This window comes from Mesorhizobium sp. B1-1-5, from assembly GCF_006443065.1.
Lineage (GTDB): Bacteria > Pseudomonadota > Alphaproteobacteria > Rhizobiales > Rhizobiaceae > Mesorhizobium.
On sequence record NZ_VFWS01000144.1, the window covers coordinates 1 to 12,749 of the forward strand.

Consider the following 12,749-nt stretch of genomic DNA (forward strand, 5'->3'; position numbering starts at 1 on the left):
CCGGAGCGAAGCGAAGGCCGGGCACGTTCGACTGGAGTGCTGCGGCGCTGGTATTTTTCGTCATCCTAGGGCGGAGCAAGGAGCGAAGCGACGCGGCGCAGACCCTAGGATCCATTCCGTTACTTCTGAGCTCCGCAACGTTCCAGAATACAGCTCCCTGCGCCGCGCTCTGCTCGTCCGGTATTCTGAGCCGCTTACGCCCTTCGACCAGCGTCACGGAATGGATCCTAGGGTCTGCGCTCCGCTTCGCGTCGCTCCGCCCTAGGATGACGAAATCGCGATTGCCGGCTTCCTTAACACGCGGGGTGGCGCACCTGCTCCGCCCTAGGATGACGAAGGCGCGAGTGGCCGCCCCCTCACCCGGCCGCTGCGCGGCCACCCTCTCCCCCGGGGGGAGAGGAGGAAGCCCATCCGCCTCAATCATCATAGCTGTGCCCAGCCCTCAGCCCATCCCGTACGCGGGCAGCGATGGCCAAAAACTCCGGCGTCTCGCGGATGTCGAGCGGCCGCTCCCTTGGCAGCGTCGATTCGATGATGTCGGTGACGCGGCCGGGCCGCGGCGACATCACCACGATGCGCGTCGACAGGTACACCGCTTCGGGAATCGAATGAGTGACGAAGCATATCGTCTTGTCGGTCCGCTTCCACAACTCCAAAAGCTGCTCGTTCAGATGGTCGCGCACGATCTCGTCCAGCGCGCCGAACGGCTCGTCCATCAAAAGCAGGTCCGCATCGAAGGCTAAAGCGCGTGCGATCGACGCGCGCTGCTGCATGCCGCCGGAAAGTTGCCAGGGGTATTTCTTCTCGAAGCCGGAAAGGTTGACCAACTCCATCGTGCGCTTGATGCGCTCGGCCTGCTCGGCCTGGCTGAGGCCGATGATCTCCAACGGCAGCGCCACGTTGCGCTCGATCGTGCGCCACGGGAACAAGGCCGCCGCCTGGAAGACATAGCCATAGGCGCGTTTCTCGCGCGCCTGCTCCGGCGTCATGCCGTTGACGGAGATCGCCCCGGCGGTCGCCTTCTCGAGATCGGCGATGACGCGCAGCAAGGTAGTCTTGCCGCAGCCGGACGGGCCGATGAAGGAGACGAATTCGCCCTTGCCGATGGTCAGATCGACATTGGACAGCGCCTGCACCGGACCGTCATTGGTCTGGAAGGTGAGGCCGAGCTTGCTTGCCGAGACGACGGCTGGCGGCTGTTCGGTCATTGGCTGCAGCCTGCCTTTCGCCGCCGCTGCGGCGCTGCCCGCAATCCGGTTGATTTTATGATAGCGTTGCTTTCCACTCGTCCTGTCCCACCCGATCGACGCCGCCCGGAGCCTTGCCGATGTCGCTTAAACCCACTTGTCGTCTCGTTCGCCCCGAAAGCACCTATCAGGGCAAGCAGGGACTGAGCTATTTCGCCGGTATCGCTGCCGAGACCGTCGGCTCCTCCGGGATCTGCATGCATCTTCTCACCATGCCGCCCGGCGCCCGCGCCAAGGCGCATATGCATGGAAGCCACGAGACGGCCATCTACGTGCTCTCCGGCGAAGTCCACACCTGGTACGGCGACAGGCTTGAGCATCACATCGTCGTCAAGGCCGGCGACCTGTTCTACATTCCGGCGGGCGTGCCGCATCTGCCCGCCAATCTGAGCGGCGCCCCCTCCTCCGCGGTCATCGCCCGCACCGATCCCAACGAGCAGGAAAGCGTCGTCCTGCTGCCGGAGCTGGATGGCCTCGTCGCCTAGGGCATCTTGCAGCCAAGCGGCATCGCTTGGAGTCGCATAAATGCGGCCGGGACGAACACGTCTCGCGGGAACCGACGGGATCGCCGTCATTTGCATCGCGCGACTTCGCCCATCACCTTGCCGTCCTCGTCGGCCACGACCAGCTTCTTGGCATTCTTCGCGCTGCGCTTGATGGTGAACTTGGTCGGCTGTCCCTCTTCGCCTTCGGCCTCGCATTTTGCCGTCACCACCAGCGATCCATCGGCCTGCGCTTGGTGGTTGCTGAAGGTGCAGGCGCTGGCCGCCGTGATCAGTTCCTTGTCGGTCAGAAGCAGCATCTTGTCGGCGGCCACCTTCTGGCCGTTCCGGTTGATGCAGCCATATTTGTCGCCATAGGGCTTGCTGAGGTCTACGCCGGCGGCGAGCGCCTGGCCGGCGGCCAGCGTCACAGCCGCCGCGATCGCAAGATGAAGAGCCCGCATGGTCAGACCCCGGTGGCCGGAATGCCGGTTCGCTCGACCTTGCGCGGCGCGGAAATCTCCTTCCAGGTCGACAGCGCCCGGTTGACCGCGGCGTTCGGCTCGCGGGCGACGAACTCGCCATGGCCGGCCTTGGCCTTCACCTCTGCTTCCTCGATCGAAAGCTCGCCGCGCGAGAAGACGAAGCGCGGCAGGCCGGTCACCTCGACGCCTTCGAAGACGTTGTAGTCGATCACCGACTGCTGGTTCTTGGCCGAGATCGTCTTCTTGCGCTTCGGATCCCACACGACGATGTCGGCGTCGGCGCCTTCGACGATCGCGCCCTTCTTCGGATACATGTTGAGGATCTTGGCGACGTTGGTCGAGGTCACCGCGACGAACTCGTTCATCGTCAGCCGCCCAGTGTTGACGCCTCTCGTCCACAGAACCGGCAAGCGGTCCTCGAGCCCGCCGGTGCCGTTCGGGATCTTGGTGAAGTCGCCGACGCCGTTGCGCTTTTGGCTGGTGGTGAAGGAGCAATGGTCGGTCGCCACGACCTGCAGCGAGCCGGCCTGCAGGCCGGCCCACAGCGAATCTTGGTGCCACTTGCTGCGGAAGGGCGGGCTCATCACGCGGCGCGCCGCATGATCCCAGTCCTTGTTGAAATACTCGGTCTCGTCGAGCGTCAGATGCTGGATCAGCGGCTCGCCGAACACCCGCATGCCCTTCTGGCGGGCACGGCGGATCGCCTCGTGGCTCTGCTCGCAGGAGACATGCACGACATAGAGCGGCACGCCGGCCATGTCGGCGATCATGATGGCGCGGTTTGTCGCCTCGCCCTCCACTTCCGGCGGCCGCGAATAGGCATGTCCCTCTGGGCCGTTGTTGCCGGCGGCTAAAAGCTTTTGCGAGAGCGCTGCGACCACGTCGCCATTCTCGGCATGGACCAGCGGCAGCGCGCCGAGATCGGCGCAACGCTGGAATGACGAGTACATCTCGTCGTCATCCACCATCAGCGCGCCCTTATAGGCCATGAAATGCTTGAACGAGGTGATGCCCCGGTCGACGACTTGAGCCATCTCGTCGAACACCTGCTTGCCCCACCAGGTGATCGCCATGTGGAAGGAATAATCGCAGGACGCTTTCGAAGTCTTGTTGTCCCACATCTGCAGCGCTTCCAGCAGCGATTGCTGTGGCGCCGGCAGGCAGAAATCGACCACCATGGTCGTGCCGCCGGAGAGCGCCGCGCGCGTCCCGGATTCGAAATCGTCGGCCGAATAGGTGCCCATGAAGGGCATTTCGAGATGGGTGTGCGGATCGATGCCGCCCGGCATGACATAGCAGCCCGTGGCGTCGAACTCATGGTCGCCGTGCAGGTTGGAGCCGATGGCAACGATCTTGCCGTGCTGCATCAGCACGTCGGCCTTCCACGTGCGGTCGGCGGTAACAATCGTGCCGTTGCGGATGACTTTGGTCATATCTGTTCCCCTGTTCTTTCGCGCTTCTTTGCGAGCGGCGTTGCGAGGTGACTGGTCTAGAGCAATTTCAGGAAAAGTGTGAAGCGATTTTCCGTCCGAAATTGCGTTAAAACAAAGAGATAGAGCTTTCGCCGTTTCCGTGAAACGGCGATTGCTCTAGTCGGTCATTCCACTATCCCCGCCGTCTCGACCACCGCATGGAACAGCACATCAGCGCCCGCCGCCGCCCATTCCTTGGTGATCTCCTCGGCCTCGTTGTGGCTGAGCCCGTCGACGCAGGGGCACATCACCATCGCCGTCGGCGCGACGCGGTTGATCCAGCAGGCGTCATGGCCGGCGCCGGAGACGATATTGCGATGGGAATAACCCAAGCGGTCTGCCGCATCCCGCACAGCCTTGACGCAATTCTTGTCGAAGGTGACCGGGTCGAAATGGCCGACCTGCTCGATCTCGTATTTGATGTCGAGCGCGTCGCAGATCGTGTCGATACCCTCGCGGATGCGGCCATCCATGGCGTCGAGCACTTCCTTTTCCGGCGAGCGGATGTCGATCGTGAAGACCGTGCGGCCCGCGATGATGTTGCGCGAGTTCGGATAGGCCTGCATGTGGCCGACCGCGCCGACGGCGTCCGGCTGGTAGTCCATGGCGATCTCGTGCACCAATTCGATCACGCGCGCCATGCCGAGCCCGGCATTGCGGCGCTTCGGCATCGGCGTCGAGCCGGTATGCGCCTCCTTGCCGGTCAGCGTCACCTGCAGCCATTTCAGGCCCTGGCCGTGGGTCACGACGCCGATATCGATACCCTCGTCCTCGAGGATCGGCCCTTGCTCGATATGCAGTTCGAAAAAGGCGTGGATCTTGCGGTCACCAACCTTCTCGGTGCCTTTCCAGCCGATGCGTTCGAGCTCCTCGCCGAACTTTTTGCCGTCCCTGTCGACATGCTGGTAGACATCGGCCTGGTCGAGCACGCCGGCGAACACGCCGGACGCCATCATCGCCGGCGCGAAGCGCGCGCCCTCCTCGTTCGTCCAGTTGGTCACGACGATCGGATGCCTGGTCTTGATGCCGAGGTCGTTGAGCGAGCGCACGACTTCCAATCCGCCCAGCACGCCGAGCACGCCGTCATACTTGCCGCCGGTCGGCTGCGTGTCGAGGTGGCTGCCGACATAGACGGGCGGCAGGCTGGGATCGGTGCCCTCGCGGCGGGCAAACATCGTGCCCATCTCGTCGAGGCTCATTTCGAGCCCCGCGGCCTCGCACCAGCGCTTGAACAGATGGCGGCCCTCGCCGTCCTCGTCGGTCACGGTCTGGCGATTGTTGCCGCCGGCAATGCCGGGGCCGATCTTCGCCATCTCCATGATGGAATCCCACAAGCGGTCTGAATTCACGCGCAGGTTTTCGCCGGGTGCGGCCATTTGCGTTCCCATTTTCACCAGGGGTCTTGTCGCCCCTTGAGTGGTTTGCATCCTGACCGTATGGTCAGCTTTCAGACTACACAAGCTGACCAAGCGGTCAACGAGAATCTTGGGGGAGACATGAGCGAATCCACCCGTCCCATGCGGCGACAGGACATAAGGCGGGAGAATGAAAAAGCAATTCTGCTCGCTGCCGAAAAGGTGTTTGCGGAAGCCGGGTTCGGCGGCGCCACGATGCAGCTGATCGCCGATCTGGCGGGGCTGCCGAAGGCAAATCTCCACTATTATTTCGCCACCAAGGAAGAGCTCTACCGGTCCGTCGTCCAGAACATTTTCGAGATCTGGCTGCAGGCGGCCAATTGCTTCGACGCGGCGCGTGGCCCGGTAGACGGCATCAGCGCCTATATCGACGCCAAGATGGAAATATCGCGTCGTCACCCGGACGGCTCGAAGGTCTGGGCCTCGGAAGTCATGCACGGCGCGCCCGTGCTTCAGGACTATATGGAATCGACGCTGCGCGAATGGACCGACGGTCGCGTCGAGATCATCAGGCGCTGGATCGAGGAGGGCAAGATGGACCCGGTCGACCCGCGACATCTGCTCTACATGCTCTGGGCCACGACCCAGCATTACGCCGATTTCGGCCACCAGATCGAGACGCTGAACGGCGGCAAGTCGCTCTCCGACCGCCAATGGCGGGAAGCCAAGGAAAACATCAAGCGGGTGATCCTGACCGGCATCGGCGCGCAGCCCGCCTGATTGACTGCCATCGCAACAAACGATCGGTGGGTGCGACCCGCCGACCTGCCTGCGTGCTTCGCACGCTTGTGCTATTCCTTCAATTCATCGAGGAACATTTGCGCCAGCCGCGGCTCCCCTGGCCGATTAGGCCCGCGTTCCGCCCTCAGTTCAGCCAGTCGCTGCATGGGCGCAAACAGGTCGACAAAACCCATTTCTTCCCGAACCGCGACAAGCTCATCGCCTATCGCGGCGAGCCGCTTTGCACTTTCCGGCACATACCGGCTTTCAAGGGAGGCGGGAAGCGTTCCTTCGTTCTGGCCGAACAGTCCCCATCTGCCATCCGCGCAGTCGCGAAGCGCAACCAGCAAGGCAGCGGAATAGGCAGCCTCGAGAGACCGCCTTTCCTTTTCCAAAGCTGCTTCGCGCTTGGCAGAGACCATTCCCGGAGCTTCCTAGTCGATCGACCTCAGCACCTCACGCACATGGTCGATCAGTTCGTTGATCTGGCCTTTGGTGATGATCAGCGGCGGCGACAGCGCGATGATGTCGCCGGTGGTGCGGATCAGCGCGCCGCGTTCGAACGCCTTGACGAAGGCCGAGAACGCCCGCTTGGTCGGGCTACCGGCGATCGGCGCCAGCTCGATCGCGCCGATCAGGCCGATGTTGCGGATGTCGATGACATGCGGCTCACCCTTCAGCGAATGCAGCGCGTCTTCCCAGTAAGGCGCCAGCTCCTCGCCGCGGGTCAGCAGGCCCTCTTCCTTGTAGGTATCGAGCGTGCCGAGCGCCGCGGCGCAGGCGATCGGATTGCCCGAATAGGTGTAGCCGTGGAAGAACTCGATCATGTGCTCAGGGCCGGTCATGAAGGCGTCGTGGATCTCCTTCTTGACGAACACCGCGCCCATCGGAATGACGCCGTTGGAGACGCCCTTGGCCGTCGTCATGATGTCCGGCGTGACCCCGAAATAGTCTGCCGCGAACGGCGCGCCGAGGCGGCCGAATCCGGTGATCACTTCATCGAAAATCAACAATATGCCGTGCTTCGTGCAGATTTCCCGAAGTTTCTGCAGATAGCCCTTCGGCGGCAGGATGACGCCGGTGGAGCCGGCGACCGGCTCGACGATGACGGCAGCGATGGTCGAGGCGTCATGCAAGGTGACGAGACGCTCCAGCTCATTGGCGAGTTCCGCGCCATGCTCCGGCACGCCCTTCGAGAAGGCGTTCTTCTCCGGCAGATGCGTGTGCGGCAGATGGTCGACGCCGCCGAGCAGCGTGCCGAACATCTTGCGGTTGGAGACGATGCCGCCGACCGAGATGCCGCCGAAATTGACGCCGTGATAGCCGCGCTCGCGGCCGATCAGGCGGGTGCGCGAGCCCTCGCCGCGAACGCGGTGATAGGCGATCGCCATCTTCAGCGCGGTGTCCACCGATTCCGATCCGGAATTGGTGAAGAAGACATGGTCCATGCCCTTGGGCGCGATATCGACCAGCCGGTTCGCCAGCTCGAACACGATCGGGTGGCCCATCTGGAAAGCCGGCGCGTAGTCGAGCTCGGCAGCCTGGTTCTGGATCGCCTCGGTGATCTTCGGCCGGCAGTGGCCGGCGTTCACGCACCACAGGCCCGCGGTGCCGTCGAGCACCTTGCGGCCGTCGCTGGTGGTGTAATGCATGTCCTTGGCGGACACGAACATGCGCGGCGCCTGCTTGAACTGGCGGTTTGCCGTGAACGGCATCCAGAATGCGCTGAGATCGTTCGGCGTGACTTTCAGCCGGTTGGACATGACCAGGACTTCCCCTTGTAAGCGTGTTTCGGTACGGCCAACGCTTGGTCTTCGCTGCGTTTTCGTGCTACGCAAATTTTTGACCGGTTGGACAAACGTTAGCACCGCCTGTCGGCGGTCAAGGGATTACTAGCGGAAATGCGGCATAAAAAGCGCGCTCCACAGCCCAAGGAAAAACTGGTCCAGACAATTGGTCCAGAGAGCCCGCGCGAAGACGGCCGGCAAGCATGACGGCGGCGATGGAAGGCTCCGCTCCCCGCCGCACCCGCATCCAGCAGGAAAAGCGCGAGCTGATCCTCGAAGCCGCGCTCGAGGTCTTCTCCACCAACGGTTTTCGCGGCTCGACCATCGACCAGATCGCCGAAGCCGCCGGCATGTCGAAGCCCAACCTTCTCTATTATTTCCGCCGCAAGGAAGACATTCACGAGGCGTTGATGCAGCGCCTGCTCGACACCTGGCTGGCGCCGCTGCGCGAGCTGGACGACATCGGCGACCCGCTGACGGAGCTCAGAAGCTACATCCGCAGGAAGCTCGAAATGGCGCGCGATTTTCCGCGCGAAAGCCGGCTGTTCGCCAATGAAATCCTGCAGGGCGCGCCGCGCATCAAGCCGATGCTGGAGGGCGAGCTGAAGACGCTGGTCGACGAGAAGGCCGCCGTCATCAAGGGCTGGATGCGCGCCGGCAAGATCGCCCGCACCGATCCCTGGCACCTGATCTTCTCGATCTGGGCGACGACGCAGCACTATGCCGATTTCGACGTCCAGGTGCGCGCCGTGCTCGGCGCCGACCGCGGCGGCGACGGCCGCTTCGAGGACGCAGCGCGGTTCCTGGAGCAGCTGTTCCTGGATGGGCTGAAGCCGAAGGGTTAGCGTCGACGAGATGGCTTAGCAGGTGGTCCCCGTGTGTGGGGCCAACTTTTGCTGACCTTGGAGATTGGCCGAGGCGCCCATCATTTCGTCATCCACGGGCGGAGCAAGGAGCGAAGCGACGCGGCGCAGACCCGAGGATCCATTCCATGACCTCGGAGCGCAGCTACGGTGCAGAATTCTGCATCACTGCATCCCACGGCGGAGGTAACGGAATGGATCCTCGGGTCTGCGCGTCCGCTTCGCTCCCGCTCCGCCCGTGGATGACGAAGAAGAGGGATGCCGCCAGCAACCTCACGCGCTGCGCCGCTCTATCGGAAGCCCCTCCAGCAGCTTCTTGAGCTTCACCACCGAGTTCTGCTCCGCCAGCGGCGTGTAGACGATCAATCGCATGTCCGAACCGTCATCGATCGACAGGCTCATATGCTCGAACGTCATCGCGCCGGCGATCGGATGCCGCAGATGCTTCAGGCCGGAGAGCCGATGCACCACATCGCGCTGCGGCCACCATTCGCGGAACTCGGGGCTTGAGCGCATCATCAACTCGATCAGCCGTTCGAAATCCGGATCGCCGGTGTATTTCGCGCTCTCGGCGCGGAAGGCGGCAAGGGTCGCGCGCGCCAGCTGTTCCCAATCCACCAGCAGATGCCGCCGGTGCGGATCGGTGAAGACGCCGTGGATGATGTTGCGGGCGTCGCCCTCCAGCAGGCCGTAATCGCCGAAAATGGCGACCGCCGCGTCGTTCCATGCCAGCACGTCCCAGCGCGGGCCGACGACATAGGCGGGCTGCAGGACCAGGCTCTGCAGCATGTGCAGCAAGGGTCCATCGACCTTGCCCTGCACGATGCGCCGCCGCTCCGGCTGCTGGCGGCCGGCGAGCGTGAACAGATGCCGCTGCTCGGCGGCGTCGAGCCGCAACGCCTGGCAGAGCGCCGACAGCACCTCGACCGAAGGCCGCACATCCCTGCCCTGCTCCAGCCAGGTGTACCAAGTGGTGCCGACGCCGGCGATCATCGCCACTTCCTCGCGCCGCAGGCCCGGCGTGCGCCGCCGCGCGCCGCAGGCGATGCCGGCGGTATCCGGCGAAAGCCGCTCGCGACGGGAACGCAGGAAGGCGCCGAGCTCGCGCCGGCGGTGATCTTCGGGGGAATGGGTAACGGCATCCATGCGCCTATTATAGCAGTACCGATACCAGGATAAAGTTTGAACTGTTTGAGCCCCGCGCGATGTCCCATCTTTGCATTCAGAGCAGCGCAAGGAGGCTCCGGACATGGAACTCAAGGACAAGACCATTCTCGTCACCGGCTCGACCGACGGCGTCGGCCGCGTGGTCGCCGAGCGGCTCGGCGCCGCCGGCGCTCGGGTGCTGGTGCATGGCCGCGATGAAGGCCGTGGCAAAGCCACCGTCGCCGCCGTCGAAGCAAAGGGTGGCAAGGCCGAATTTCTCATCGCCGATCTTTCGTCGCTTGCCGAGGTGCGTCGCCTCGCCGAAGCGGTGCGCGCCAGGACCGATCGGCTCAACGTCCTGATCAACAATGCCGGCGTCGGCACCGGCGGCCAGGCCGCCAGCCGGCAGGTCAGCGCCGACGGCTACGAGTTGCGCTTCGCCGTCAACTATCTCGCCGGCTTTCTGCTGACGTCGGAGCTCTTGCCGCTCATCAAGGCAAGCGCGCCGGCGCGCATCGTCAATGTCGCCTCGGCCGGCCAGCAGGCGATCGACTTCGACGACGTCATGCTGACAAATGGCTATAGCGGCGTGCGCGCCTACTGCCAGAGCAAGTTGGCGCAGATCCTGTTCACCGTCGACCTGGCGGAACAACTCGACGGCACCGGCGTCACGGTCAACGCCTTGCATCCGGCAAGCTATATGGACACCACCATGGTCCGGCAGGCGGGCGTCACGCCATGGAGCTCGGTCGAGACCGGCGCCGACGCCATTCTCAACCTGGCAACGTCGCCGGCGCTCGAAGGCCGCAGCGGCCGCTACTTCGACGGCCAGCGTGAATCGCGCGCCGACCCGCAAGCCTATGACGAGAAAGCCCGCCGCCGGCTGCGCGCGCTTAGCCTCGAATTGATCGGACAATCTTCCGCAACATCCAGGGAAAAGCACTCATGAGCGAGACCACCGAACACTGCGTCATAATCGGCGGCTCGTCCGGCATCGGCCTTGCCACGGCCAAGAAGCTGGTCAGCCCTGCGATGAAAGTCACGATCACCGGCCGCAGCGAGGAGAAGCTGAAGAGCGCCTGGAAAAGCCTCGACGGCACCGTCGACAAGGCAGCGTTCGACGCCACCAAACCGGACGAGGTCCGGAATTTCTTCGAGCGCCTCGGGCCATTCGATCATCTGGTTCTCGCCGCGAGCGGCGGCAAGGGACTGGGACCGTTCGCGACGCTCGACCTCGCCGATATCGGCAGCGGCGTCGATGAAAAGATCCGGCCGCAACTCTCCTGCCTGCAGGCGGCCCTGCCGACCTTGAACAAAGCCGGCTCGGTGACTTTCATCTCAGCCGTGTCGGCGCAGATTGCCGCGCCCGGCGTCGCCGGCATCGGCGCCATCAACGGCATGCTGCTTACCGTCGCGCCGATCCTCGCCGTCGAGCTGAAGCCTTTGCGTGTCAACGTCGTGGCGCCCGGTGTCATCGACACCCCCTGGTGGGACTTTTTGCCGGACGATCAGCGGCAGGCGGTGTTCGCCGAATATGCCGGCAAGACGCCGGTCGGCCGTATCGGCCGCGCCGAGGACGTCGCCGAAGCTATCGCCTTCCTGGTCTCGAACAGCTTCATGACCGGCCAGGTGCTGACCTGCGACGGCGGTCTGCGCTACGCGGCGTGAACAATAGGGCGCGCGGATCTCTCATCCGCGCGCTAGGCCGTCCGATCAGGCGGCCTTGGCGGCCGGTATCGGATGGATGGCGTGGAAGGGAATGCACAGCCGGTTCCAGGTGTTGATCATGCCGAGCGCGACCGAGAGCTTGACCAGTTCCTCTTCCGAGAAGTGCTCGAGCGTGCGGGCATAGAGTTCGTCCGATACGCCATTGTCGGCGATCAGCGTCACGGCCTCGGTCCATGCGAGGGCGGCCCGTTCGCGCTCGGAAAACAGCGGCGATTCCTTCCAGGCGGCGACGAGATAAAGACGTGTTTCGGTCTCGCCGTCGCGTCGCGCCTCGCGACTGTGCATTTCGACGCAGTATGAGCAGCCATTGATCTGCGACGCCCTGAGCTTGATCAGGTGCAGCAGGCTGACCTCCAACCCGCATTCGTCGACGGCCTTGTTGAGCCCCGATACCGCCTTCATGATTTCCGGCGCCTTGGCAAAGAACTGCAGTCTCGGTTTCATCGTCTTTTCCTTTCGGGCTTGGGGTGGGTTAGAGGTTCAAATCTGCTTCGGTGAAGCGGATTTCTGGCGCCGCTGGTGACGCTCGACGAAGGCGCAACTCGCGGCATAGGATCGCGGATCGCCTTCGGCCGCGTACTCCGCCACGATGTCGGACAGCTTCACTTCGGCGAGCGCCGCCCGATAGGCGCGCTCGGCCTTGAGCATCGCGGCATTGATGCCGCAGGGCTTCACATAGGCGGAGGCATTGATCTTGACCGGGCCGCGCTGGCGGATCTCGCCGCAGCGGAAGGCGGGCTCCCTGCCCTCCACTGCAAGCACAATGTCGAGCAGCGTGATGCGCTCGGCCGCCCGCGCCAGCCTGTAGCCGCCCGCCGGCCCCGGCACCGATTCCAGGATGCGCGCCGCCGTCAGTTGATTGAGATGTTTCAGGAGATAGCTCGGCGACAGCCCGAAGCACTCCGCAAGCGCCGCGCCCGGCATGGTGCTGTTGCCATCGACGCTGGCCAGCGTCGCCGCGCAATGGATGGCCGCCTCGACGCCATCGCCCAATTTCATTGTGCTGATCTCCTAATCATGGATATATCTTATCCTGGATAAATCCTATCTGCAATATGGAAACCAAAATTGCCCGCCAATTCGCAACGCAATGCGAAAGAGAACGGCGCCTTCGCAGGACTTGGGTTCCTCGCACCCCGCAAAGCGGGGAGAGGTGGCCCGGCGAAGCCGGGACGGAGAGAGGCCTTCGGAACCGCTGGGAATTGCCGGACGGTTCCTGACCGCCTTTCCATCCCGCTCGCGTCTCTTCCTTCATCGATTCTGACGTCGCAAAGGTCGTCCCCCCTCTCCGTCCCGGCTTCGCCGGGCCACCTCTCCCCCATTTCATCTACGGCATGCACACATTTCCAAGCGGCTGGCCTTTGGCGATAGCGTGCATGGCAGCTTGGCGCATGCATTGTCTTA

Annotated in this window: 14 protein-coding genes; 5 read left to right on the forward strand and 9 right to left on the reverse strand. The window is 63.7% G+C overall.

The features are described 5' to 3' along the window. Positions 1-416 precede the first annotated feature (416 nt). Complete coding sequence (locus FJ980_RS26735; protein WP_140546677.1) at positions 417-1,208, reverse strand: ABC transporter ATP-binding protein; 792 nt, start codon at positions 1,206-1,208, stop codon at positions 417-419. A gap of 113 nt (positions 1,209-1,321) precedes the next feature. On the opposite strand from FJ980_RS26735, the gene FJ980_RS26740 reads away from it, so the two are divergent. Next, the gene (locus FJ980_RS26740; protein WP_181181311.1) at positions 1,322-1,732 is read left to right on the forward strand and encodes a cupin domain-containing protein; all 411 of its coding nucleotides are present in this window, start codon (positions 1,322-1,324) and stop codon (positions 1,730-1,732) included. Positions 1,733-1,818: 86 nt separating this feature from the next. Here the strand turns inward: FJ980_RS26740 and FJ980_RS26745 are convergent, their stop codons facing one another. The 3 genes from FJ980_RS26745 to FJ980_RS26755 all read right to left on the reverse strand — a co-directional run bounded on the left by FJ980_RS26745 (position 1,819) and on the right by FJ980_RS26755 (position 5,062). Next, positions 1,819-2,193, reverse strand: coding sequence for a hypothetical protein (locus FJ980_RS26745; protein ID WP_140546679.1), 375 nt, complete (start codon positions 2,191-2,193; stop codon positions 1,819-1,821). 2 nt (positions 2,194-2,195) lie between these two features. After that, positions 2,196-3,647, reverse strand: coding sequence for a dihydropyrimidinase (gene hydA, locus FJ980_RS26750; RefSeq protein WP_140546680.1), 1,452 nt, complete (start codon positions 3,645-3,647; stop codon positions 2,196-2,198). A 164-nt stretch (positions 3,648-3,811) separates the two neighbouring features. Further along, entirely contained in the window at positions 3,812-5,062 is a 1,251-nt protein-coding gene (locus FJ980_RS26755; RefSeq protein WP_140546681.1) for a Zn-dependent hydrolase, read from the reverse strand. A gap of 120 nt (positions 5,063-5,182) precedes the next feature. On the opposite strand from FJ980_RS26755, the gene FJ980_RS26760 reads away from it, so the two are divergent. After that, the gene (locus FJ980_RS26760) at positions 5,183-5,821 is read left to right on the forward strand and encodes a TetR/AcrR family transcriptional regulator (protein WP_095768951.1); all 639 of its coding nucleotides are present in this window, start codon (positions 5,183-5,185) and stop codon (positions 5,819-5,821) included. A 71-nt stretch (positions 5,822-5,892) separates the two neighbouring features. Here FJ980_RS26760 and FJ980_RS26765 read toward each other — a convergent pair whose 3' ends face one another. Together FJ980_RS26765 and FJ980_RS26770 are read right to left on the reverse strand one after the other, a co-directional pair. Further along, a complete protein-coding gene (locus tag FJ980_RS26765) occupies positions 5,893-6,243 on the reverse strand; it encodes a hypothetical protein (protein ID WP_140546682.1) in 351 nt (116 codons plus the stop codon). 12 nt (positions 6,244-6,255) lie between these two features. Continuing rightward, positions 6,256-7,584, reverse strand: coding sequence for an aspartate aminotransferase family protein (locus FJ980_RS26770; RefSeq protein WP_140546683.1), 1,329 nt, complete (start codon positions 7,582-7,584; stop codon positions 6,256-6,258). Positions 7,585-7,823: 239 nt separating this feature from the next. Here FJ980_RS26770 and FJ980_RS26775 point away from each other — a divergent pair, with 239 nt between their 5' ends. Beyond that, a complete protein-coding gene (locus tag FJ980_RS26775; protein ID WP_140546689.1) occupies positions 7,824-8,453 on the forward strand; it encodes a TetR family transcriptional regulator C-terminal domain-containing protein in 630 nt (209 codons plus the stop codon). Between the two features lie 291 nt (positions 8,454-8,744). Here the strand turns inward: FJ980_RS26775 and FJ980_RS26780 are convergent, their stop codons facing one another. Further along, positions 8,745-9,617 (reverse strand): helix-turn-helix transcriptional regulator, encoded by an 873-nt coding sequence (locus FJ980_RS26780; RefSeq protein WP_140546684.1) that lies wholly within the window; start codon positions 9,615-9,617, stop codon positions 8,745-8,747. A gap of 103 nt (positions 9,618-9,720) precedes the next feature. Between FJ980_RS26780 and FJ980_RS26785 the strand changes: the two genes are divergently transcribed. Further along, entirely contained in the window at positions 9,721-10,566 is an 846-nt protein-coding gene (locus FJ980_RS26785; protein ID WP_140546685.1) for an SDR family oxidoreductase, read from the forward strand. After that, complete coding sequence (locus tag FJ980_RS26790; RefSeq protein ID WP_140546686.1) at positions 10,563-11,285, forward strand: SDR family oxidoreductase; 723 nt, start codon at positions 10,563-10,565, stop codon at positions 11,283-11,285. The genes FJ980_RS26785 and FJ980_RS26790 overlap by 4 nt, the downstream gene beginning before the upstream one ends. Positions 11,286-11,330: 45 nt before the next feature. On the opposite strand, the gene FJ980_RS26795 is transcribed toward FJ980_RS26790, so the two are convergent. Then, the gene (locus FJ980_RS26795) at positions 11,331-11,789 is read right to left on the reverse strand and encodes a carboxymuconolactone decarboxylase family protein (RefSeq protein ID WP_140546687.1); all 459 of its coding nucleotides are present in this window, start codon (positions 11,787-11,789) and stop codon (positions 11,331-11,333) included. Between the two features lie 36 nt (positions 11,790-11,825). Next, positions 11,826-12,344 carry an Rrf2 family transcriptional regulator gene (locus FJ980_RS26800; RefSeq protein ID WP_140546688.1) on the reverse strand — a complete coding sequence of 173 codons (519 nt, stop codon included), beginning with the start codon at positions 12,342-12,344 and terminating at the stop codon, positions 11,826-11,828. Between the last annotated feature and the right edge of the window lie 405 nt (positions 12,345-12,749).